At 59.3% G+C, this 22,502-nt stretch carries 29 protein-coding genes; 18 read left to right on the top strand and 11 right to left on the bottom strand.

Annotated elements, in window-relative coordinates:
* Positions 1-67 precede the first annotated feature (67 nt).
* A complete protein-coding gene (zapE, locus tag ACB035_RS05655; RefSeq protein WP_371166872.1) occupies positions 68-1,162 on the bottom strand; it encodes a cell division protein ZapE in 1,095 nt (364 codons plus the stop codon).
* Positions 1,163-1,302: 140 nt separating this feature from the next.
* Between zapE and ACB035_RS05650 the strand changes: the two genes are divergently transcribed.
* From ACB035_RS05650 to ACB035_RS05595, 12 genes are all read left to right on the top strand, one after another.
* Positions 1,303-1,683, top strand: coding sequence for a YhcB family protein (locus ACB035_RS05650; protein ID WP_005356646.1), 381 nt, complete (start codon positions 1,303-1,305; stop codon positions 1,681-1,683).
* Positions 1,684-1,764: 81 nt separating this feature from the next.
* Entirely contained in the window at positions 1,765-3,126 is a 1,362-nt protein-coding gene (locus ACB035_RS05645; protein WP_005336295.1) for a Do family serine endopeptidase, read from the top strand.
* 109 nt (positions 3,127-3,235) lie between these two features.
* Positions 3,236-4,339, top strand: a complete 1,104-nt coding sequence (gene degS / locus ACB035_RS05640; RefSeq protein WP_265061976.1) for an outer membrane-stress sensor serine endopeptidase DegS — start codon at positions 3,236-3,238, stop codon at positions 4,337-4,339.
* A gap of 313 nt (positions 4,340-4,652) precedes the next feature.
* Positions 4,653-5,012 carry a transcriptional regulator gene (locus ACB035_RS05635; protein ID WP_371166871.1) on the top strand — a complete coding sequence of 120 codons (360 nt, stop codon included), beginning with the start codon at positions 4,653-4,655 and terminating at the stop codon, positions 5,010-5,012.
* A gap of 17 nt (positions 5,013-5,029) precedes the next feature.
* Positions 5,030-5,395: an SFCGS family glycine-rich protein gene (locus ACB035_RS05630; RefSeq protein WP_005355141.1), complete on the top strand. Its 366-nt coding sequence runs from the start codon at positions 5,030-5,032 to the stop codon at positions 5,393-5,395.
* Positions 5,395-5,691 (top strand): DUF4312 family protein, encoded by a 297-nt coding sequence (locus ACB035_RS05625; RefSeq protein ID WP_100652517.1) that lies wholly within the window; start codon positions 5,395-5,397, stop codon positions 5,689-5,691. Before ACB035_RS05630 ends, ACB035_RS05625 begins: the two co-directional genes overlap by 1 nt.
* Before the next feature lie 39 nt (positions 5,692-5,730).
* Entirely contained in the window at positions 5,731-6,507 is a 777-nt protein-coding gene (locus tag ACB035_RS05620; protein WP_100646903.1) for a DUF4311 domain-containing protein, read from the top strand.
* Between the two features lie 11 nt (positions 6,508-6,518).
* Positions 6,519-7,169: a DUF4310 family protein gene (locus tag ACB035_RS05615; RefSeq protein ID WP_005341755.1), complete on the top strand. Its 651-nt coding sequence runs from the start codon at positions 6,519-6,521 to the stop codon at positions 7,167-7,169.
* A gap of 42 nt (positions 7,170-7,211) precedes the next feature.
* A complete protein-coding gene (locus ACB035_RS05610) occupies positions 7,212-8,351 on the top strand; it encodes an amidohydrolase/deacetylase family metallohydrolase (protein WP_371166870.1) in 1,140 nt (379 codons plus the stop codon).
* Positions 8,335-9,450, top strand: a complete 1,116-nt coding sequence (locus ACB035_RS05605) for a DgaE family pyridoxal phosphate-dependent ammonia lyase (protein WP_371166869.1) — start codon at positions 8,335-8,337, stop codon at positions 9,448-9,450. Before ACB035_RS05610 ends, ACB035_RS05605 begins: the two co-directional genes overlap by 17 nt.
* Positions 9,450-10,190 carry a KDGP aldolase family protein gene (locus tag ACB035_RS05600; RefSeq protein ID WP_042079669.1) on the top strand — a complete coding sequence of 247 codons (741 nt, stop codon included), beginning with the start codon at positions 9,450-9,452 and terminating at the stop codon, positions 10,188-10,190. Before ACB035_RS05605 ends, ACB035_RS05600 begins: the two co-directional genes overlap by 1 nt.
* 107 nt (positions 10,191-10,297) lie before the next feature.
* The gene (locus tag ACB035_RS05595) at positions 10,298-12,202 is read left to right on the top strand and encodes a transcription antiterminator (RefSeq protein ID WP_371166868.1); all 1,905 of its coding nucleotides are present in this window, start codon (positions 10,298-10,300) and stop codon (positions 12,200-12,202) included.
* Between the two features lie 17 nt (positions 12,203-12,219).
* Here the strand turns inward: ACB035_RS05595 and npr are convergent, their stop codons facing one another.
* The 10 genes from npr to ACB035_RS05545 form a co-directional block, all read right to left on the bottom strand.
* Complete coding sequence (gene npr, locus ACB035_RS05590; protein WP_005336318.1) at positions 12,220-12,492, bottom strand: PTS phosphocarrier protein NPr; 273 nt, start codon at positions 12,490-12,492, stop codon at positions 12,220-12,222.
* A 20-nt stretch (positions 12,493-12,512) separates the two neighbouring features.
* The gene (gene rapZ, locus ACB035_RS05585; protein WP_021231839.1) at positions 12,513-13,379 is read right to left on the bottom strand and encodes an RNase adapter RapZ; all 867 of its coding nucleotides are present in this window, start codon (positions 13,377-13,379) and stop codon (positions 12,513-12,515) included.
* A 45-nt stretch (positions 13,380-13,424) separates the two neighbouring features.
* A complete protein-coding gene (gene ptsN, locus ACB035_RS05580; protein WP_129503140.1) occupies positions 13,425-13,871 on the bottom strand; it encodes a PTS IIA-like nitrogen regulatory protein PtsN in 447 nt (148 codons plus the stop codon).
* Positions 13,872-13,873: 2 nt separating this feature from the next.
* The gene (hpf, locus tag ACB035_RS05575) at positions 13,874-14,161 is read right to left on the bottom strand and encodes a ribosome hibernation promoting factor (RefSeq protein WP_005336323.1); all 288 of its coding nucleotides are present in this window, start codon (positions 14,159-14,161) and stop codon (positions 13,874-13,876) included.
* Positions 14,162-14,181: 20 nt separating this feature from the next.
* Positions 14,182-15,621, bottom strand: a complete 1,440-nt coding sequence (locus tag ACB035_RS05570) for an RNA polymerase factor sigma-54 (RefSeq protein ID WP_005336331.1) — start codon at positions 15,619-15,621, stop codon at positions 14,182-14,184.
* A gap of 65 nt (positions 15,622-15,686) precedes the next feature.
* A complete protein-coding gene (gene lptB / locus ACB035_RS05565) occupies positions 15,687-16,412 on the bottom strand; it encodes an LPS export ABC transporter ATP-binding protein (RefSeq protein ID WP_005336333.1) in 726 nt (241 codons plus the stop codon).
* A gap of 3 nt (positions 16,413-16,415) precedes the next feature.
* Positions 16,416-16,943 carry a lipopolysaccharide transport periplasmic protein LptA gene (gene lptA, locus ACB035_RS05560; RefSeq protein ID WP_040068817.1) on the bottom strand — a complete coding sequence of 176 codons (528 nt, stop codon included), beginning with the start codon at positions 16,941-16,943 and terminating at the stop codon, positions 16,416-16,418.
* Positions 16,930-17,490, bottom strand: a complete 561-nt coding sequence (gene lptC / locus ACB035_RS05555; RefSeq protein WP_139740506.1) for an LPS export ABC transporter periplasmic protein LptC — start codon at positions 17,488-17,490, stop codon at positions 16,930-16,932. Before lptC ends, lptA begins: the two co-directional genes overlap by 14 nt.
* Positions 17,487-18,041: a 3-deoxy-manno-octulosonate-8-phosphatase KdsC gene (gene kdsC, locus ACB035_RS05550; protein ID WP_108542371.1), complete on the bottom strand. Its 555-nt coding sequence runs from the start codon at positions 18,039-18,041 to the stop codon at positions 17,487-17,489. The genes lptC and kdsC overlap by 4 nt, the downstream gene beginning before the upstream one ends.
* Entirely contained in the window at positions 18,041-19,036 is a 996-nt protein-coding gene (locus ACB035_RS05545; RefSeq protein ID WP_058057518.1) for a KpsF/GutQ family sugar-phosphate isomerase, read from the bottom strand. Before ACB035_RS05545 ends, kdsC begins: the two co-directional genes overlap by 1 nt.
* Before the next feature lie 207 nt (positions 19,037-19,243).
* Here ACB035_RS05545 and mlaF point away from each other — a divergent pair, with 207 nt between their 5' ends.
* From mlaF to ibaG, 6 genes are read left to right on the top strand one after another with little or no spacing between them, the layout of a single operon-like run.
* The gene (mlaF, locus tag ACB035_RS05540) at positions 19,244-20,044 is read left to right on the top strand and encodes a phospholipid ABC transporter ATP-binding protein MlaF (protein WP_005336343.1); all 801 of its coding nucleotides are present in this window, start codon (positions 19,244-19,246) and stop codon (positions 20,042-20,044) included.
* A complete protein-coding gene (gene mlaE, locus ACB035_RS05535; protein ID WP_005336345.1) occupies positions 20,044-20,823 on the top strand; it encodes a lipid asymmetry maintenance ABC transporter permease subunit MlaE in 780 nt (259 codons plus the stop codon). Before mlaF ends, mlaE begins: the two co-directional genes overlap by 1 nt.
* A gap of 7 nt (positions 20,824-20,830) precedes the next feature.
* A complete protein-coding gene (mlaD, locus tag ACB035_RS05530; RefSeq protein WP_005341789.1) occupies positions 20,831-21,328 on the top strand; it encodes an outer membrane lipid asymmetry maintenance protein MlaD in 498 nt (165 codons plus the stop codon).
* A 2-nt stretch (positions 21,329-21,330) separates the two neighbouring features.
* A complete protein-coding gene (locus ACB035_RS05525) occupies positions 21,331-21,963 on the top strand; it encodes a phospholipid-binding protein MlaC (protein ID WP_005336350.1) in 633 nt (210 codons plus the stop codon).
* On the top strand, positions 21,960-22,232 hold the full coding sequence (locus ACB035_RS05520) for a lipid asymmetry maintenance protein MlaB (protein WP_005336352.1): 273 nt from the start codon (positions 21,960-21,962) through the stop codon (positions 22,230-22,232). Before ACB035_RS05525 ends, ACB035_RS05520 begins: the two co-directional genes overlap by 4 nt.
* Entirely contained in the window at positions 22,232-22,489 is a 258-nt protein-coding gene (gene ibaG, locus ACB035_RS05515; protein WP_005306001.1) for a BolA family iron metabolism protein IbaG, read from the top strand. The genes ACB035_RS05520 and ibaG overlap by 1 nt, the downstream gene beginning before the upstream one ends.
* Positions 22,490-22,502: the final 13 nt, after the last annotated feature.

The raw sequence follows: 22,502 nt of genomic DNA, 5'->3' as shown, positions 1-22,502 counted from the left end.
ACCAGCAAATGTCGCCCGGCCCTACCTGCCGCAGATGCCCATCCGACTGGCAGGCGCGGTATTGTGACTAAGGAAGGTGCACTCTGGCAAGGTATTCGTGCGATTGCATTTCCTGAAGCCGTGAAAGACAGCGTTGGAATTCGAAATTCAGCAGCCCTTCGCCGTAGAGTTCTGCCATGGGAACAGCCGCAGACATGATGAGTTTGACGTGCCGTTCGTAGAACTCATCGACCATGGCAATGAAGCGGCGAGCCGCGTCATCCGTGCCTGTGCCCATTGGCTGCACATTGGCCAGCAGAACGGTATGGAACAGTCTGGCCAGCTCGATATAGTCGTTCTGGGAGCGGGGAGTACAGCAAAGTTGCTCAAACTCCATATAGAGCACCCCTTCCCCCATCCCGAGCGACATCAGCTGACGATGATTGACCTCGAACGTCCCCTCGCAAGCCGTGTGTCCGCCGGTTAATTGCTGAAAATAGTGGTCAAGATTGGCTTTTGCCTGCAAGTCCAGCGGGCAGTGATAAATCTCCGCTTGTTCCAGCGTACGCAGGCGATAGTCGATACCGCCATCTACGTTAAGTACCTCGCAATGACGCTCGATAAGCTCAATAGCTGGCAGAAAACGGGCTCGCTGCAGCCCGTTGCGATAAAGATCCTGCGGCGGAATATTTGAAGTGGCGACCAGCACAACACCGTGACCAAACAGCTCCTGGAACAGCGTGCCCAGCAGCATGGCGTCGGTGATGTCGGAGACAAAAAATTCGTCGAAACAGATGATGTCTGTCTCGCTGGCAAGCTTGCTGGCCACCAGCTTGAGGGGATCGGACTGCCCGCTCAGCCCCTGCAGTTCATCGTGAATGCGGTGCATGAAGCGGTGGAAATGGCTGCGCATCTTGCGCGTCCCAGGCAGGCTGTCGAAAAAAGTATCCATCAGCCAGGTCTTGCCTCGGCCCACTCCGCCCCACATATAGATACCAAGGACGCGCTCCGGCGGCTTGGGCTTTTGCAGCCAACCCAGCAGCCCTCGAGATCTGGTCGGAGTCGGGCGCCGTAGCAAATCCTGATACAGTCGCTCCAGCCTGCTAATGGCCATCCCCTGCGCGGGGTCGGCCACAAAGCCGGGGCGCAGCAGATCCTGCTGGTATTTTTGCTGCGGTGTCATCCTTGAGCACCTCTCCAAGTCCCTGAATCGAGGACAAAATGGTATCACGGCCTCAGGACGCACGGTATAGTGCCATCAAGGCATGGCGGTTATGACGACCGCATAAACCCACTCTGTTTTAGCTGTAACAAGGAGCATCTATGAGTCTGTTAACTGGGATCCTGCTGGCTGTCGCGGCCTTGATTATCGGTATCGTTCTCGGCCGTTTTTCGGTACGTAGCCGCGATGCTGGCCGTCTCGAACAGGAACTGAAGAAGGCCCACAAGGAGCTCGAGAGTTATCAGGGCCAGATCAACACCCACTTCGCCGACAGTGCCGCCCTGATGGAGCAACTGGCCGAGCAGTATCAAACCCTCTATCGCCACATGGCCGAGCAGAGCAAATTCCTGGCCAAGGCGCAGGAACCACTGTTCCGCGAATCATTGGTAGAAGAAGCCCCTGCCAATGTGGCAGAAGAGCCGGGCGTTCCGCCTCGCGACTATGCTGGCGCCTCTTCCGGACTGCTCAAGCAACCAAACTAGTTCCTCGCGGAACTAATTGGCCAGTCCCGTGGTCTGACCTTGACGATTGCAATGCAACTTTTTCTGGGAGCTGTTTTTCATATGCGTAAACCTCTTTCCATGCTCAGTGTGCTAGCCCTCAGTGTCGGTATCGCCATGTCTGCGGCCCCTGCTCAGGCTGCACTGCCTTCCCTGTTAGGTTCAAATCAGGAGATGCCAAGCCTGGCGCCTGTTCTCGAACAGGTCACCCCGGCGGTGGTCAATATCTCGGTTTCTGGCAAAAAAATTACCCGTCAGCGTCTGCCGGAACAGTTCAAGTTCTTCTTCGGCCCCAACATGCCCGATGAACAGGTGAGCGAGCAGCCGTTCCAGGCGCTCGGCTCCGGTGTCATCGTCGATGCCAAGAAGGGTTACGTGATCACCAACGCCCACGTGGTTCACGAGGCGGACGAGATCAAGGTCAACCTGAAGGATGGTCGTGAATATGCGGCCAAGAAGATTGGTGAAGACAAGCAGTCCGACATCGCCCTGCTGCAAATCAAGGCCGAGGACCTGGTACAGATCAAGTTCGCCGACTCCGACGAGCTGCGGGTAGGTGACTATGCGCTGGCCATCGGCAACCCGTTTGGTCTGGGCCAGACCGTCACCTCCGGTATTGTCAGTGCGCTGGGTCGCAGCGGCCTCAACATCGAGAATCTGGAGAACTTCATCCAGACCGATGCGGCCATCAACTCCGGTAACTCCGGCGGCGCCCTGCTCAACCTGCGTGGCGAGCTGATCGGTATCAACACCGCGATTCTGGGCCCGAACGGCGGCAACATCGGCATCGGCTTTGCCATCCCTTCCAACATGGTGCGGGATCTGACCGAGCAGATCGTCAAGTACGGTGAAGTGCGTCGCGGCCAGCTGGGGATTACCGGCACCGAGCTCACCTCCGACATCGCCAAAACCTTCGGTTACAACAAGAAGGATGGTGCCTTCGTCAATCAGGTCATGCCTGATTCGGCGGCCGACAAGGCGGGCATCAAGGCCGGCGATATCATCGTCAGCATCGATGGCAAACCGGTTCGCTCCTTCGGCGAGCTGCGTGCCAAGATCGCCACCATGGGCGCTGGCAAGCAGGTCGAACTGGGGCTGATCCGCGATGGCAAGTCACAAACTGCCAAGGTAACCCTGAAGCAGGCCGATGACAGCGAAGTACGCGCCAGCGCGCTGCATCCGGCACTGGAAGGGGCCAAGCTGAGCACCACTACCGACCCGGTCTCCGGTGTTGCGGTGGCCGACATTGATCCTCGCTCTCCGGCAGCCGCTTCTGGCCTGCAGAAGGGTGACATCATCATCGGGGTCAACCGCCTGCGCATCAACACCCTGGGCGAGCTGACCAAGGCGCTCAAGAACAAGCCTGACGTGCTGGCACTCAACATCCAGCGCGGTGACTCCTCGCTCTATCTGGTGATCCGCTAACACCCAGATTTTTCGCCACTCCCTCTATCACCCGCGGCTTTCACCGCGGGTGATTTTTATCCATCGATAGTGTTATTCTCTGCGCGCAGCCTGTACGGATGAGAATGACATGAAAATCCCCCCTTTAGTCAGTTACTTGGGCAAGTCTGTCGGTTTTGGATTGACCGTCGCGGCGCTGCTGTTGCTGCTGTTTCCCCATTTTCGCGGTGGTGCCCAACTGCCCGGCATCATCACCAATGCCCGTGAACTGAGTTTCTCCTATGCCGCCCATCGGGCAGGCCCCGCCGTCGTCAACATCTATACCCGCAGCTTTGCCCCCAATCAGGGCAATCAGGGGGAACTGCGCCCGCAAGGGCTGGGTTCTGGCGTCATCATGAATCAGCGCGGCTATGTGCTGACCAACTACCACGTCATCGCCGATGCCGACCAGATCATCGTCGCGTTGCAGGATGGCCGGGTCTTCAGTGCCGAGCTGGTCGGTACCGATCAGCTCACCGACCTCGCCGTGCTCTATATCGAGTCAGACAACCTGCCGGTGATCCCGCAGGATCCCGAGCGACTGCCAGAAGTGGGAGATGTGGTGCTCGCCATCGGCAACCCCTACAACGTCGGCCAGACCATCACTCAGGGCATTATCAGCGCGACCGGCCGTACCGGCCTCTCCAGCATGGGGCCCGACAGCAATGGCCGTCAGGATCTGCTGCAGACCGATGCCGCCATCAACGAGGGCAACTCGGGCGGCGCGCTGGTCAACGGTCGTGGCGATCTGGTGGGTATCAACACCGCCACCTATCACCTCAACGGCAATCAGGAGAGCTACGGCATCAGCTTCGCCATCCCCTACCGGCTGGCCAAACGGATCATGGATGAGCTGATCGCCAACGGCCGGGTGATCCGCGGCTACCTCGGGATCTCCAGCGTCGAGATCAACCCCATAGTCGCGCGGATGATGAACCTCGGCGACCTGCGTGGTCTGGTGGTGGAGAGTCTGGACCCCAACGGCCCGGCGGCCAAAGGCGGCCTGCAGCGAGGGGATGTGCTGCTCAAGATCAACGGAGAGGCCATCAGTGGCGTACGCAGCGCCATGGACAAGATTGTCGAGAGCCGCCCCGGCACCAAGCTGACCATCTCGGTATTCCGCTCCGGCAAGCCGCTGGAAGTGGTGGTCACCATAGAGGAAGACCTGCGCTATCAGCAGAGAACGGCCAGCTAGCGTCACTCCTTGTTATGAGAAGGGCGGGAAACCGCCCTTTTCCATATCTGCCCTCTCGGCAACGTCTCTACCGTGAGATGACTCACAGTTTCCCGCAACGCTTGCCCTGCTCCCGCCCCCCGATTTGTGCGCTACCGATCACACAAAACCGGCCCCAATGGGCACTCTTTTTGTCTTTTCAGCAACCAAACGCTCACTTCGGGGCCATTTCCTCAGGAATTTCCGCTTCGAATCGGAAAAACACTGCCTCCTCCACATCGACGCGCAGGCTTAGGGTAACGCCATACCTTCTGCCAGCCTTGGAGAGCAGACATTGCAAACAGAGACTCACGACCAGACCCTGACCCCGAACAGCCCGGAGTTGCTGCGCCAGACCGATCATATCCTCGCGCGCATTTATCCCCTGCTGGCCGAACAGGGCATCATCCCCAACGAGGTGCAACGGCAGATGCTGGCCTCCCATGTCAAAGCCATGGTGTGGCGCTCCCACAGCGGCGAGCCCCTGCCAGAAGTTGACCTCAGCCTGTTTGAAGAGATCTCCCCCCTCTCACTGCGCCTCGCCGAACAGGTCGTCAGCTGGCTGGATCAGCTTGCTTATGAGGAGGTACACCTCTTGTCCGTCCATTTTGAAGTCGCCAAAGAAAACGAACTCAGCTCGGTGCAGAACCCGTAACTCAAGGAGAAATCGATATGACAGCCATCAAACTCGTGATCGGAGACCGTCTCGGCAAGGGTCAGAAAGTGGGCGCAGGCGCGGAAGCTGCCGGAGCCAACGTGACCATCATCCCAGGCATGGCCGCTGACATGAAGCTCGGCGATGTGATGAACAAGGAGCAAGCGGATCTCGGCATCTCCTTCTGCGGCAGCGGCGGCGCCGGGGCGATCACCGCCCAGACCAAATACGGCTACAAGTGCCGCTACGGCATGCGCTCTGTTGAAGAGGGCGTCACCGCCATCAACGAAGGGTGCGTGGTGCTGGGCTTCGGTTTCATGGACAAGGAAGAGCTGGGTCAGAAGCTGGTCGAAGCCTTCGCCAAGAAGCACGGACGCGCCTGATGAAAGAGAACTTCACCACCCAGGTCATCGTCAACGGCAAGGGGACGACCCGCCAGCAGGCGTTTGCCTCCGCCCTCAGCCAGGTGCAACCCACACTGCTCAAGGACAACCAGCAGGTACTGCTGCGCATTGAGCCGGTCGATGTACAGGTGCTCAAAGCCGAGGAGTCGGTCCGGGTGGAGAAGTTCCTGTTCTTCTTCCTGCCGCGCCAGCGCTGCGAATACCGCGTCCAGCTGGAGATCAAGGTTCAGGTCACCAGTCTGGATGTCGCCAAGGTGACATTCACCCAGGTGTGATGCCTGCGCAGGCACAACCCCACAAGAAGGATACGTTGGATGTTTCTAATCATTTTTATCAAGTCACTCATCATTGGCGGCCTGGTTGGCGTCGGGGTGGGGGCCGGCGCGGCGCGGATGTTCCACGCCCCGACCGTACAGGGTATGGGAGCCTTCCGCACCCTGGGCGAACTCAACTCCTGCGAAGGGGATCCCGCTTCTCACTTCTCGTTTGGTCTGGGCTTCTTCTTCAACGCCTGGGCCTCGACCGTGGCAGCAGGCGCCTTCACCCAGGATGTGGATCACCGCATCATCCCGCACTGGGCCACGGCGGCACTGCTGTTCAAAAATCGGGATCTCGCCACCACTCTGCACGACCCGAAAAAGATGGCCATCGCCGGCGGCATCATAGGTGCCATCGTGGTCGCCTTCCTCAACAGCACGGCCGCAGCCGTCCCGGCCGCCCTGCAGGTCACTGCGGTCAAGGTGCTGGTACCGGCTGCCAACCTGCTGGTCAATACCGTCATGCCGGTGATCTTCTGGCTGGCCGCCATCGAAGCGGGCAAGAAGTCCGGTTTCTGGGCCACCATCTTCGGCGGTCTGGCACAGCTCATCATGGGCAACGCGGTACCGGGTCTGGTACTCGGCATCCTGATCGGCAAGGGCGTGGAAGAGAGCGGCTGGAACCACGTCACCAAGGTGATGATGACGGCCATCGTCCTGCTGTTCGTGCTGAGCGGCTTCTTCCGCGGCTTCGACATGAAACTGATTGAATCCTTCCATATGGGTGTCCCCCTGTGGCTGGAAAACGTCCATAACCTGCTGAGCGGCAAATAAGGGGTCACACCATGGATGAGAAACTGAAAAACAACTTCTGGTATGCCGACTGGTCCTTCCCCATCTTCGTCGGCCTGCTATCGGCCGGGGTCTTTGCCGGTACCCACATGTTCTATCTGTACGGGGTCGGTGCCTTCAACGAGGTAGCCTTCGTCGCCATGCTGAAAGCCGGAATGGACACGGGAGCCTACGGCGCGGTAGCCGCGTTCGGTGCCAGCTTCCTGTTCGCCCGCATCATCGAGGGATCCCTGGTGGGGATCCTGGATATCGGCGGCGCCATCCAGACCGGGGTCGGCCTCGGAGTGCCAGCCCTGCTGCTGGGGGCTGGCATCGTCTATCCGGTGGAGAACTTCGGCGCCTCGTTGGCAACCGGCATGGGGATTGGTCTGGCCATCGGCTACATCATCATTCTGGCGCGCAAGTTCACCATCAACCAGAGCAACTCCACTTACGGTGCTGACGTGATGATGGGGGCTGGCAACAGCTCTGGCCGCTTCCTCGGCCCCCTCATCATCCTCTCCGCCATGGGCGCCTCCATTCCCATCGGTATCGGTTCCCTGCTGGGTGCGCTGCTGTTCTACGTGTGGGGCAAGCCCATCACCGGCGGTGCCATTCTGGGAGCCATGCTGCTGGGTACCTTCTTCCCGGTCGCCCTTGTGTAAGTACCAGCCGCCCAGCGGGGCGGCTCGCCAGAGGTTCTCAGCATGTACGACATCATCATCAAAGCGGGGCGCCAGGGAGATGGCCAGCTCGTCGACATCGCCATCAGGGAGGGCAAAATCGCCGCCATCGGCTCCCTGCCGGAGATGGCAGCGGCGCAGCAGATCCTGGATCTCGCCGGCCGGGTGCATGTGAGCGCAGGCTGGATCGACGGCCACACCCACTGCTACCCCGCCTCTCCCATCTATCACGATGAGCCGGACAAGGTGGGTGTGGAGTCCGGCGTCACCACCGTCATCGACGCCGGCAGCACCGGGGCCGACGATGTGGATGACTTCCAGCAGATCGCTGCGGGTTGCAAGACCCGGGTGCATGCCCTGCTCAACATCTCCCGCATCGGCCTGCTGCGCCAGAACGAGCTGGCCGACAACCGGGACCTCGACATGGATCTCGCCTCGGCGGCCATTGCCCGCCACCCCGGCTTTATTGTCGGCATCAAGGCGCGGATGAGCGGCAGCGTGGTGGGTGAGAACGGCCTGCAGCCGCTGCGCATGGCCAAGGCACTGCAACAGGCACACGGCCAGCTGCCGCTAATGGTGCACGTGGGCAACACGCCGCCGGATCTGGACGAGATCGTCGCTCTGCTGGGGGATGGCGATCTGCTGACCCACTGCTTCAACGGCAAACCGAACCGCATCCTGACTCCGGCTGGCGAGCTGCGGGTCGCGGTGCGCGAGGCGATGAAACGGGGCCTGTTGCTCGACATCGGCCACGGCGGCGCCAGCTTCAGCTTCGAGGTGGCGGAGCTGGCTATCCGACAGGGGATCCTGCCTCGCACCATCAGCTCCGACATCTACTGCAAGAACCGCATCAAGGGGCCGGTCTACAGTCTGGCTCACGTGATGTCGAAGTTTCTCGCCATCGGCATGACGCTGGAGCAGGTGATTGCCTGCGTCACCCATCAGGCCGCCGATGCCCTGCGCCTTTCCGGCAAGGGGCGGCTCGAGGTGGGCGCCGATGCCGATCTGACCCTGTTCGAGGTCACCAGCGGCCCGACCCTGTTTATGGATACCGAAGCCCAGTCCCGCAGCGGTGACCAACAACTGCAGCCTCTCGCCGCCCTGGTCGGTGGCGAACTGGTTCTGACTCACTATGGGAAATCACACCATGCCTTCTGTTTATGAGAAATATCAGCTCAAACCGGTGATCAACGCCTCCGGGCGCATGACCATTCTCGGCGTCTCCACCCCCGAGCAGGAGGTGGTCGATGCGGTCAATTTTGGCCTGGGCCACTACTTCGAGGTCAAGGATCTGATCAACAAGACCGGCGCCTATCTGGCTGGTTTACTGGATGTGGAAGATGCGGTGGTGGTCTCCTGTGCCAGCGCCGGCATCGCCCAGTCAGTCGCCGCCATGATAGTGCGCGGCGATCCCTACCGCCTCGAGCACCTGCATGCCCATCACCATGAGGTGCCGAGTGAAATCGTGCTGCCCAAGGGGCATAACGTCAACTTCGGCGCCCCGGTCGGTACCATGGTCAATCTGGGTGGCGGCAAAGTAGTAGAAGCCGGTTACGCCAACGAGTGCTCCCCTTCCCAGCTGGCCGCTGCCATCAATGCCAACACAGCAGCCATCCTCTACATCAAATCCCACCACTGCGTGCAGAAGAGCATTCTGTCGGTGGCAGAGGCCGCCGAAGTGGCCAAGACCCACGGGCTCCCGCTCATCGTCGATGCGGCTGCCGAAGAGGATCTTCGCCTCTACTACAACCAGGGTGCGGACCTGGTCATCTACAGCGGAGCCAAGGCCATCGAAGGGCCCACCAGCGGGCTGGTACTCGGCAAGCGCCAGTACGTGGAGTGGGTCAAGCAGCAGGCCAACGGCATCGGCCGTGCCATGAAGGTGGGCAAGGAGGGGATCCTCGGCCTCACCCATGCCATCGAGCGCTACCTGGCCAAAGAGAAGGAGAACGGCGCCGCCATGGTCGCCAAGATGACCCCCTTCATCGAACGTCTCAACCAGCTGCCCGGCGTCACCGCCAAGGTGGTGTGGGACAGCGCCGGACGCGACATCGCCCGCACGGATATCGCGTTTGACCACCAGCAGATCGGCATGACCACAGTGCAGGTCGTCACCCGTCTGCAACAGGGCACGCCTGCCATCTACTGCCGCGGCTACAAGGCCAACGAGGGGCACATCGAGATCGATGTGCGCAGCGTCACCGTGCCCCAGCTCGACCAAATCCACTCTGCCATTGCCCACCTCGTTCAGGAGAATCGCTGATGTCCCTTACCCCCAACTACTACCGTGATCGGGTCTGTCTCAACGTGCTGGCCGGTTCCAAAGAGAATGCCGTCGAGGTGTACGACGCAGCCGAAGGCCACGTGCTGGTCGGTGTGCTCTCCAAAAACTACCCGGATATTCCCTCCGCAGTTGCCGATATGAAGGAGTACGCCAAGCTTATCGACAACGCACTCTCCATCGGACTGGGCGCCGGCGATCCACGCCAGTCCGCCATGGTGGCCGAGCTGGCCTGCCAACTGCAGCCCCAGCACGTCAACCAGGTGTTCACCGGTGTCGGCGCCAGCAGGGCGCTGCTCGGCCAATCACAAACGCTGGTCAACGGCCTGATCTCCCCCACCGGCATGCCGGGCATGGTGAAGATCTCCACCGGTCCACTCAGCGCCGGGCAGCCGGATGGCATCGTGCCCATCGATACCGCCATTGCCCTGCTCAAGGACATGGGCGGCAGCTCGGTCAAGTTCTTCCCCATGGGCGGGCTGGCCTGCCGCGACGAGTATCAGGCAGTAGCCGAGGCTTGTGCCCGCAACAACTTCTGGCTGGAGCCCACCGGTGGCATCGATCTGGAGAACTTCGAGGAGATAGTGCGGATTGCGCTGGACGCCGGAGTCGAGAAGGTGATCCCGCACGTCTACAGCTCCATCATCGACAGCGCGAGCGGGCACACTCGCCCCGAGGATGTGCGGACTCTGCTGGCCATAGTGAAACGACTGTTGGCCTGATGGCAGCCACGGGCGCCGGTTCAATCACTGACCGGTGCCTGGCTTGTTGATGACCCACTTGTTAACATCGACCCTTTATCTCGCAACAGGAGTCTTGCATACCCCCTATGATCAAGCTGCCACACCCCAGGCTCCATCAACTGCTGCTCCAGCTCCACGCCGAACCGCTGCCACAGGAGGAGCTGGCTCGCCGCCTCAATGTCTCCACCCGCACGGTGCGCACCGATGTGGCGACCCTCAACGAACTGATTGCCACGCACGGCGCTCACCTGATCCACCAGCGTGGCAGCGGCTACCAGCTGAAAATCTACAATCAGGGACTGTTCGAGGCTCTGCTGGCGGCCCAGGGTCAGGATAGCGGCCTGCCACGCACCAGCCGGGAGCGGGTGCTGCACCTGCAGATCCTGCTATTGACGGCAGAGCAGGGGATCAAGCTCGATGAGCTGGCTGATACCTGGTATCTGAGCCGGGCGGCACTGCAGGGGGATATGACGGAAGTCCGCGAGCAGCTCAGCCACTTCAGGCTCAGCGTTGAGAGCAAACCCCGCCTGGGGATGCGCATTCAGGGGGAGGAGACGGCGATCCGGGCCTGCCTGACCCAGCTGCTCTATCAGGAGTTGCTGCACAACAACCAGTTGCAAACCCTGCTACCCAACCTCTGCCCCAGCAAGACGATGGAGGTAGTGGGCAATCACATCCATGCCCAGCTTGCCCGACATCAGCTGCGTCTCGCTGACGAGAGCTTGCAGCAGCTCACCATCTACTGCGCCGTTGCCCTGCTGCGTCAGGCATCCGGTCACGAGTTGCGCCACTTCGCCAGCGAAGATCTGACTCTGCCGCTGCTGGCAGTATCTCGCGATATATATGCGGTATTGCCAACCTTGACGCCCCCCGTAGAGGACGAGATCGCCGGTCTCGCCATCCAGATCCAGGCGCGCCTGATTGCCGATACTCCCCAGCTCAGCCCGGCAATGGCCGCCGAGAGCGAACAGCTGGTTGAGCATCTGCTGACCTACATTCATCAACACTACCCTTACGACCTGCGAGGCGACCAACAGCTGCGGGCCGACCTGCAAACCCATATCAGCGCCATGCTGCTACGGGTCAAATACCAGATTGGCAACCACAACCCGCTGGCCGATCACATCAAGCAGTACTACCCCCTCGCCTACGACATCACGCTGGCGGCCATTTCGGAGTGGATCAAGCAGACCCCCTACCGACTGACCCACCACGAGATCGGCTATCTGGTGATCCATATCGGGGTCGGGCTGGAGCGCCATTACGATATCGGCTATACCCGCCGCCCGCAGGCGCTATTGCTTTGCGATGCGGGCAACGCCACCTTCCGGGTGCTGGAAGCACGCATCAAGCGAGAGTATCCCCAGTTGCAGCTGACCACACTTGAATCGGTGCGGGATTACGAAGGTCTAGTGCAGATCGCGCAGGACTTTGTCATCAGTACCGTCAAGGTGAACGAAAAAAACGCCCCCGTGGTACTCGTTGCCCCCTTCCCGACCCAATACCAGCTGGAGCAGCTTGGCAAGCTGGTGCTGATCGACCGCACCCGCCCCTACATGCTCGACAAATATTTCGATGCCGACCACTTCATGGTGGTCAAAGAACCCCTTACCCAGGCCGAACTGTTTGCCCGTATCTGTGATCAGCTGGAGGCGGAAGATCTGGTGGAGAGCGGCTTCAGAGCCTCACTGCAGGAGCGGGAGCGGATCGTCTCCACCATGCTGGGAGAAGGGATCGCCCTGCCCCACTCTCTCGGTCTGCTGGCGCGCCGCACTCTGGTGTACACCGTACTGGCACCGCAGGGGATCGACTGGGGCAACGGGGAAATCGCGACGCTCATCTTCGTGCTGGCCATCAGCAAAGCCGATTACGAGGAGGCGATGGGTCTCTACGACCTGTTTCTGGCACTGATGAACGAAAAAGCCAGCAGGAATCTGCTGGCTTGTCGCGATTTTGCCAGCTTCAAAGCGCTGGCGCGTACCGGTTCATAACATATAACGAGGAGTGACTACTCCTCATTGAAGCCGGAGGTGAACAGCTCCACCACGGCGGCCAGGGCCTCGACCTCTTCGGGGCCCTCAACCTGTACTTCCACCTGCCGCCCTTGCGCGGAATCCAGCATCAGCAGGCCGATGATGCTGTCAGCATCGGCCTCCACACCATCTTCATTGCGCAGCAGCACGTGAGCATCGAAACCCTGCACCAGCTCGAACAGCATCATGGCTGGTCTGGCATGAATACCCAGCTTGTTTTTCACTTCAACCGAGGCGGAAACAGTCATCGGGTCGTCCTATTGGTCCGTCAGGATTGGGGGGCACTCTTGTCTAGAGTGCGGTGGCGGATCTGCACGTTCTTGCCAAGCAAACGGAATGCACTGGCCAGCCGCTCAGCAATAAAGACCGAGCGGTGCTGACCGCCGGTGCAACCGATGCCGACCGTGAGGTAGCTGCGATTGTTGCGCTCCAGATGGGGCAACCAGGTCACCAGCATGTTCTCGATCTGCTGGGTAAACAGCATCACGTCAGCCTGCGCCGAGAGGTAGTTGGCGACCGGCTCATCCTTGCCGGTGAAGGGCTTGAGCTCGGGGATCCAGTGTGGATTGGGCAGGAAGCGAGCATCGAACACGAAGTCGGCATCCTTGGGAATGCCATACTTGAAGCCGAACGACTCGAACACCAGCACCAGCTCGTTCTCTTTCTTGCCGAGTACCCGGGTCTTGATGAGCTCGCTCAGGTCGTGAATGCTGAGGGTGGTGGTGTCGATGCGCAGGTCAGCGGTCGAGGAGATGGGCGCCAGCAGGTGGGTCTCCTCCCGAATCGCCTCATCCAGCGACAGCTTGTTGCGTGAGAGGGGGTGCAAGCGGCGGCTCTCGCCATAGCGCTTGAGCAGAGTGCCATTGTCAGCGTCGAAGAAAAAGCTGGAGAACTCAACCCGCCCTTCATTGCGCACCTGAGCCAGCAAATTTTCCAGTTTCTCCGGATCGCTCGGCAGGTTGCGCACATCGATGCTGACCGCCAGTTTGTCATACTGGCTCTCCACCGACACAATCAGCTGGGGCAGCAGATTGACCGGCAGGTTGTCCACACAGTAGTAACCCAGATCTTCCAGCACTCGCAGGGCTACCGTTTTACCGGAGCCCGAACGTCCACTTACCACGATTAACTGCATCTTGTTCCCTCACGCCAAAACGGGTGTCTCATCCTTGGCCTGCTGTCAGGCCGAGATCATGATCTGATAGAGCTCTTCGTCGCTGGTTGCCTGACGCAACTGGCGGCAAACCGCCTTGTCACCCAGCTTGGAAGCCATCAGAGAAAGGGTCTTGAGATGCTGCTTGCACTCGCTTTCCGGCACCAGCAAGGCAAACAGCAGGTCAACCGGTTGATTGTCGATGGAGTCGAAAGGAATAGGGTCGGCAAAGGTCATCAGGATCGCGGTTGGCGGGAACTCATCGTCAATGCGACCGTGGGGGATTGCAATACCGGCACCGATCCCGGTACTACCCATTTTTTCGCGGGCCAGCAAGCATTCAAACAGCGCCTGACGGGAGGTGCCAAGGCGTTCGGCGGCCAGCTCGCTGATGATTTCGAGGGCGCGTTTCTTGCTGGTACAAGGGACTGCACTCTTGGTGCAGTCCCGACTCAGTATGTGTTCAAGTTGCATGGTTATTTTTTATTTAACTTATCTTTGTGCTTGATGATCTGCCTGTCCAGCTTGTCGAGCAAGGTGTCTATCGCAGCATACATATCGGCATGTTCAGAGTTGGCAAACACTTCGCCACCGCTGACGTGCAATTTGGCTTCCGCTATCTGGTTCAGTTTTTCCACGCTAAGCACAACATGAACATTGTTGATGTGGTCGAAGTGACGCTCGAGTTTGGCAAATTTGTTATTCACATAATCACGCAGAGCTTCGGTGATCTCGACATGGTGTCCGGTCAGGTTAATTTGCATAACATCATCCTTTTGTTTGCCTAAACCAGGCGTTTGCGCTGATTGGAAGGTGGGATAAACAAGGATTCGCGATACTTAGCGATCGTGCGTCTCGCCACCATAATACCCTGTTCGGCCAGCAAATCCGCGATCTTGCTATCACTTAACGGCTTGGCAGGATTCTCTGCCGTGACCAGCTTCTTGATGAGCGCGCGAATTGCGGTCGATGAGCACTCTCCTCCTCCTTCGGTGTTCACATGGCTGGAGAAAAAAAACTTCAATTCGAAGATACCACGGGGGGTATGCATGTACTTCTGGGTCGTCACCCGGGAGATGGTCGACTCATGCATCTCCACCGCTTCGGCGATGTCATTGAGCACCATCGGCTTCATCGCCTCTTCACCATACTCGAAAAAGCCCTGTTGCTGCTCGACAATGCAACTGGCCACTTTCAGCAGGGTGTCATTGCGACTTTCCAGGCTCTTGATGAACCACTTGGCTTCCTGCAAATGGGAGCGGATAAACTGGGTGTCGGTGCTGCTGCGGGCGTTGCGGGCCATGGCGGCATAGGTCTCGTTGACCCGAATGCGGGGGGCAGAGTCGGGATTGAGCTCGACCACCCACTTGCTGCCCTTCTTGACCACGGAGACGTCGGGGATCACGTACTGGGAGTCGCTCTGGATGATGCCGTTACCGGGGCGGGGTTCCAGCAGCTGGATCAGATCCAGCACCTCCTTGAGGTCGCTCTCCTTCAGTTTGGTCTTGCGGGCAAGGGTACGGTAATCCCGGTTGCCGAGCAGCTCCATGTGCTCGAGGATCACCTCCTTGGCCTCATTGAGCCAGGGGGTCTGCGGGTCATACTGATCCAGCTGGATGAGCAAACACTCCTGCACAGAACGGGCAGCAATACCGACCGGATCGAAGTGCTGCACCCGCTTGAGTACCGCCTCGACCTCATCGAGTTCCACCTCTACGTCATCGCTGGTGACGGCAGCCTGGATATCCTCCAGCGCAACGGTCAGATAACCGGATTCGTCGATAGCATCGATGATGGCGAGCGCGATGGCGGCATCCACATCGCTAAACGGTGTGAGCCGCATCTGCCACAGCAGATAATCCTGCAGGTTTTCGGTGGTTTCACCCTGATAGACGCTATCTTCCCCATCGTGGATGGGGCCCGCACTCTGGGCGGTGCCGGCAGAGTAAACCTCGTCCCAGGTGGTATCCACCGGCAACTCGTCCGGCATCTGCTCCTGAGCCATGGCATCGCTGGAATCCAGCTGGCTGGCATCGACCGGCGCTTCCGGACTGGTCTCTTGCGCCTCGCTCTCTTCCTGCTCCAGCAGAGGGTTGTTTTCGAGCGCTTGCTGAATTTCCTGCTGAAGTTCCAGAGTGGAGAGCTGGAGCAGACGAATCGCTTGTTGTAATTGCGGCGTCATGGTCAGGGACTGACCGAGACGCAACTGTAATGTCGGCTTCATCTACGTCGGGATATCCTTATGTTCAGCGAGGCACTCGTCAAAGGAAATGAAGGCATGCCCCCTTACTATAGACTGAATTGATCGCCCAAATAGACGCGCTTGACCTGCTCATCGGCAAGGATGTCAGCCGGTGCACCTTCGGCAATCATCTTGCCGTGGCTGACGATATAGGCCTTCTCACATACGTCCAGAGTCTCTCTGACGTTGTGGTCGGTAATCAAGACGCCAAGGCCTCTATCTTTCAGATGCTGAATGATCTTCTTGATGTCTATCACAGAAATCGGGTCAACCCCTGCAAAGGGTTCATCCAGCAGAATAAAACGCGGCTCGGCCGCCAGCGCACGGGCGATCTCGACCCGACGGCGTTCACCGCCGGAGAGGCTCTGACCCAGGTTGTCGCGAATGTGGGTGATGTTGAACTCTTCCAGCAGTTGCTGAACCTTGTCCTCACGCTCCTCACGACTCAACCCCTTGCGGGTCTGCATCACCCCCATCAGGTTGTCGAACACCGACAGGCGACGGAAGATTGAGGCCTCCTGCGGCAGGTAACCGATGCCATTGCGCGCCCGCACATGCATGGGCTGCAGGCTGATGTCCTGATCGTCGATGGTGATGAGACCGGCATCGCGCTGCACCAGCCCCACGATCATGTAGAAGGAGGTGGTCTTGCCCGCCCCGTTGGGGCCGAGCAGGCCGACAATCTGGCCGGTGCCTACTTCAAGACTGACGTCACTCACCACCATGCGGCGCTTGTAGCTCTTCTGCAGGCCCACTGCTTTTAACACTGCCATGGCTTATTTTCCCTGCTTCTTCTGGTCGGCGGGCTTGTCGAAATTCTCTACCTGATCCGGCAGGAACACGGTTTTGACCCGCTGGCTCGGGCTCTTGCTCTCGGCAATCATCTTCTGTTTGACGATGTCGTAGCGGATCAGATCGCCATTGACCTGGCTATCTTCCTGCTTGAGCTGACCGTTGCCGGTGATGGTCACCAGCCGGTTCTTCAGCTCGTAGCGGATAGTGTTGCCGTGGGCATTGACCGGCTTGCCGTTATCCAGGATCTGGAAGAAGGTGGCGGGCTTGCCGTAGGCAGTCATCACCTCGGCCCCTTTCTCGCCGGAACGGGTCACTACCACCTTGTCAGCCTTGATCCGGATGGTGCCCTGATTGATGGTCACATCCTCTTCGAAGGTGATGCGGTTGTCCTGCATCTCGGCCACCTGTTTGACGGCATCGACGTAGACCTTCTCGGCAAAGTCGGACTCTTTGGCGGTCACCGCACCACACAACAACAGGGCTGCGAGGGCCAGATTAGCGTTTTTCATTGAAATAGATGGCATGGCCTTGATCCAGTAACTCAAAATATTTGCGGTCCAGATGGCCCTTGAGGCCAACCCCTTGGGTCTGGAAATCCCGACCCAGAATGTTCACTTCCCGGTTGCTGCGCACATCCTGTGTCACCAGATCCAGCTCCAGATAAGGGGTATCCAGTGTGGAGATAAAGGAGGTGGGCAGCAGACCATCCAGATGCACCTTGTCCCGCAGGATGACGTTGTCGCCGGTGTTGAGCACGCCGGTTTCGGCGGTCACCTTCCACTCGGCAGCACCCTGAGCGTCATACATGTAGACCACCGGCTTGTCGAAGGTGGCCTGCTCGAGGATTTGATAATACTCGGCGTAGGTCGACTCCAGCCGCTCGGTGCGCTTGCCGTTGATATCAAAACGGGTGGTCACCAGATCTTTGGCGACAAAATCCGGCTGATAGTTTTCGATTTTGACGGCGCTCTCAGGCACCAGCTCAACCTTGCCCAGCTGCCAGGCAACCAGTGCAACCAGAAACAGCAGGGCAAACAACAGGGTCTGTCTGCTCATACCGAGGCCTCGGGCTGATAATCGTCATGGCCCTGCGCCTGCAAAATGAGGTCACACACCTCACGCACCGCGCCCATGCCACCGCCAAGCCGGGTCACCATATCGGCACGGCTCAGCACCAGCGGATGGGCATCGGCCACCGCGATACCCAAGCCGCAGGCGGCCATCACCGGCAGATCGATGGTGTCATCGCCCATATAGGCAGCCTGCTCCGGGCTCAGCCCCAGCTTGGCCAGCAGCGCTTCGAAGTGAGGCAGCTTTTTATCAGCCCCCTGCACCACATGAGCCACACCCAGGCTTTTCATCCGATCGCTGACGATACGGGAGTTGCGCCCTGTGATGATGGCGATCTCGATCCCGGCATTGAGCAGCGCTCGCATGCCCGCACCATCGCGGGTACAGAAGGTTTTCAGCTCTTCGCCGTTGTTTCCCATGTAGATGAGGCCGTTGGAGAGCACCCCGTCCACATCGCACACCAGCAGGCGGATTTGCGCCGCCTTGTCGAACTGGCTGCGCGTCACCGGACCATAGAGGGTCGGTACGTTTTGCATCAAATTACTCCGGCTTTCAGCAGGTCGTGCATGTTGAAGGCGCCGAGCGGGCGTTTCTCTTCATCCACGACCAGTAATCCGTTGATTTTTCTCGTTTCCATCAGCTTGACGGCTTCCGCAGCCATCATCTCTGGACCTACGGTAACACAGTTGGCCGTCATCACACGGCTGATGGGGGTGTGATGGATATCGATCTGCTGGTCGAGAATGCGGCGCAGGTCGCCGTCGGTAAAGAGCCCGGCCAGCAGGCCATTGCCATCGACCACCGCCGTCATACCAAGCCCCTTGCGGCTCACTTCCAGCAGCGCCTGGCTGATGGTGGCATCTATCCCCACCCGGGGCAACAGCTCACCGCTGTGCATCAGATCGCCGACCCGCAGCAACAGACGCTTGCCAAGGGAACCGCCCGGGTGAGAGAGGGCGAAGTCATCGGCGGTAAAACCGCGCGCTTCCAGCAGAGCCACTGCCAGGGCATCGCCCATGACTAAGGTTGCCGTGGTGCTGGAAGTGGGTGCCAGACCCAGCGGGCAGGCCTCTTTCTCTACCTTGATGCACAGATGCACGTTGGCCTCTTTGGCCATGGTGGAGGCGGGATTGCCGGTCATGCAGATGAGCGGAATGCCGCGGCGCTTGAGTACCGGCAGCAGGGCCAGGATTTCGTCACTCTCGCCGGAGTTGGAGATGGCGATGATAAGGTCGCCGCTGGAGATCATCCCCAGATCACCGTGACTCGCTTCTCCCGGATGAAGGAAGAAGGCCGGTGTGCCGGTGCTGGCGAGGGTGGCGGCGATCTTGCTGCCGATATGGCCCGATTTGCCCATGCCGGTGACCACTATCTTGCCACCGCAGCGCAGCACCATTTCGCACGCCTTGTCGAAGGCGTCATTCAGATACTGATAGAGTCCATCAATGGCTTGCTTTTCTGTGTCCAGCACCGCGCGGGCACTGCGACGAAAATCGAACAGTTCAGACACTTTCTCAGGCTTTACAGACATAAAGACACAGCTCCGGGCCGAAATTAGCTGCGGGATTATAAAAAAGTCTGCCCGGATAAGCGAATCGGATGGCAAGTCCCGCTCTCAATGACGCACTTTGTTACAGAAAACTGTCGTGCAAATGGGCTTGCAGCCTGTTCAATAGTTGTTCCTTGCTGTTGCTTAGACCTAGACTACCCCATAAAATTCGCACCTCATTTACACCGGATGGACAATTGTTTGAACAATGACCTGATCACCATCTCCGACCTGACCTTCAGTCACGGAGATCGGCTGTTGTATGACGGGATCAACCTGACCATTCCTCGTGGCAAGGTGACCGCCGTCATGGGCCCGAGCGGCATCGGTAAAACCACCCTGCTGCGGCTGATCGGTGGCCAGCTCAAGCCGGAGTCCGGTCACATTCTGTTTGACGGGGAAGATATCCCCACCCTCTCCCGTTCGCGCCTCTATGAAGTGCGCAAGCGGATGAGCATGCTGTTCCAGAGCGGCGCCCTGTTTACCGGCATGACGGTCTACGACAACGTGGCCTTCCCGCTGCGAGAGCACTCCGGCCTGCCGGAGGAGCTGATCCACACCATCGTCATGATGAAGCTGCAGGCGGTGGGCTTGCGCGGCGCAGCGAAACTGATGCCCTCCGAGCTCTCCGGCGGCATGGCGCGCCGGGCGGCGCTGGCACGGGCAATTGCGCTCGATCCTGACCTCATCATGTATGACGAGCCGTTTGTCGGGCAGGACCCCATCACCATGGCGGTGCTGGTCAAGCTGATCAAGGAGCTGAACGATGCCCTCGGTATTACCTCCGTCATCGTCACCCACGATGTAAAAGAGGTGCTGAGCATCGCCGATTACGCCTACATCATTGCCAATCGCAAGGTGGTGGCGCACGGCACGCCGGATCAGCTGCGCGAGGAGCACAATCCCGAAGTCGAGCAGTTCCTCAAAGGATTGCCCGATGGTCCTGTTCCGTTTCATTTTCCGGCAGGCGATCTGCTACAGGATCTCTGATGTTGATAAGTCAAATAAGCAAGCTGGGGCGGGTCGGAGTGCGGTTTATCAGCTCCGTCGGTCGCGCCACCATCATGTTGTTCCATGCGCTGGCGGGCAAACCCGAACCGCGCAAGCACTTCCCGCTGCTTGTCCAGCAGTTGTATGTGGTGGGCGTACAGTCGGTAGCCATCATTCTGGTCTCCGGCCTGTTCATCGGCATGGTGCTCTCGCTGCAGGGTTACAACGTATTGAAGGATTTCGGCGCCGAGCAGAGTCTGGGGCCGCTGGTCTCCCTCTCCCTGCTGCGGGAGCTGGGTCCTGTGGTCACGGCGCTACTGTTTGCCGGCCGTGCCGGTTCGGCCCTGACCGCTGAAATTGGCCTGATGAAGGCCACCGAGCAGCTTTCAAGCCTCGAGATGATGGCGGTCGACCCGCTGCGCCGGGTGGTTGCCCCCCGCTTCTGGGCTGGCGTCATCAGTATGCCGCTGCTGGCCTTTATGTTCAGCCTGATCGGCATCTTCGGCGGCAAGCTGGTCGGCGTGGACTGGCTCGGCGTGGACGAAGGGGGCTTCTGGTCTGCCATGCAGGCCTCCGTCGACTGGCATGAAGACATCATGCAGGGCGCCATCAAGAGCCTGATTTTCGCCCTGGTGGTCACCTGGATTGCGCTCTTTAACGGCTATGATGCCAAGCCGACCTCGGCCGGGATCAGTCAGGCCACGACCCGAACTGTGGTCCACTCATCCCTCGCCGTGCTCGGCCTGGATTTTATACTCACTGCAGTCATGTTTGGATAAGGTAAAGATGAAGTTCAGCAAAGTAGAATTCCTGGTCGGCACCTTCATGCTGGCTGGCATCGGTGCCATTCTGGCACTGGCCCTGCAAGTGGCCGGTTTGAGCTTCAAACCGGAAGGAGAAACCTATACCCTGCGCGCGCATTTCGATAATATCGGCGGCCTGAAAGTCCGTTCGCCGGTCAAGGTCGGCGGCGTGGTGGTCGGTCGGGTCAGTGACATCGTACTGGACCCGAAAACCCAGGTGCCCGAAGTCACCCTGATGATGCAAAAGAGCGCTGGCGAGTTCGCCGATACCAGCACCCTCTCCATCCTCACTTCCGGTCTGCTCGGCGAGCAGTACATCGGTCTGGCCCCCGGCTTCAGCGATGAGGAGATGGGCACCGAGATGCTCAAGGATGGCGACCTGATTGAAGACACCAAATCCGCCATCGTGCTGGAAGATCTGATTGGCAAGTTCCTCTACAGCCAATCCTCCGACAGCAAATCAGACAGCAAGAAGGAGTAATCATGTTCAAGAAAATCGCCCTGCTGCTGGGTCTGATGACCAGCATGCTCTTTTCCCTGTCTGCTCAGGCCGCAGTCGATGCCACCGACCCCAATGCGCTGGTGGATCAGGCTGCCAAGCAGACCTTTGCCCGCCTGAAAGCCGATCAGGCCCAGGTGAAAAGCAATCCGGATCACCTGCGGGTGATCATCCGCGAAGAGCTGCTGCCCTATGTGGACAACCGCTTCGCCGCCTACAAGGTGCTTGGCAACCAGATTAAAGAGACTACCGAAGCGCAGCGCAATGCCTTCGTCGAGGTGTTCACCGAGTACATGGTGAGCTCCTACGCCGATGCGCTGGCCCATTTTGACAAGCAGACCGTCAAGGTCGAGCCGGGCAAAGCTCCCAGCGGCAACATCACCGCCGTCAACGTCAGCGTGAAAGAGGCCGGCAAGCCGGACATCTTCCTCGAGTTCAAGCTGCGCAAGAACAACAAGACCGGCGAGTGGAAAGCTTTCGACATGGTGGCAGAGGGGATCAGCCTGCTCTCCGCCAAGCAGAGCGAGCTGGGCGGCCTCATTCGCCAGAATGGCATCGATGCAGTGATCGCCCAGTTGCGCGAACACAACGCCAAGCCGCTGGTACTCAAACCATGACTCTCAGCGGTGAGCTGCAGGCGCCACAGGTCAATGACCTGTGGCAACGCCGCGCCGAATGGTGGCAGGACGACCAGCTTGAGCTCGGCGGCGTCACCACCCTCGACTCTGCCGGACTGGCCCTGCTGGTCAAATGGGCCAAAGCCGTATTAGCGCGAGGCGCCACACCGCAATTGGTGGGCGCCTCCAGTGATTTCTATACCCTGGCCAACCTCTACGGGGTGGCCGGGCTGTTTCAGTCAACCCCGCTCACAACTGAGGACGCATAATGCAAGTCTCTGAAATTGAAGCGATACTCCTTGAGGCTCTGCCATTGTCCGAAGTCCATGTCAAAGGGGACGGTAGTCACTACCAAGTGATCGCCGTCGGTGACATGTTTGACGGCATGAGCCGGGTCAAGAAGCAGCAGGCCATCTATGCCCCGCTGATGGACAAGATCGCCAGCAACGCCATTCACGCCCTCTCCATCAAAGCGTTCACCGACGCCGAGTGGAAACGCGAACGTAAATTCCTATTGCCCTCCTGATTTGGTAACGAAG

This window comes from Aeromonas sp. S12(2024), from assembly GCF_041402305.1.
Taxonomy (GTDB): Bacteria; Pseudomonadota; Gammaproteobacteria; order Enterobacterales; family Aeromonadaceae; genus Aeromonas; species Aeromonas veronii.
This window is presented reverse-complemented; position numbering and strand designations above follow the sequence as displayed.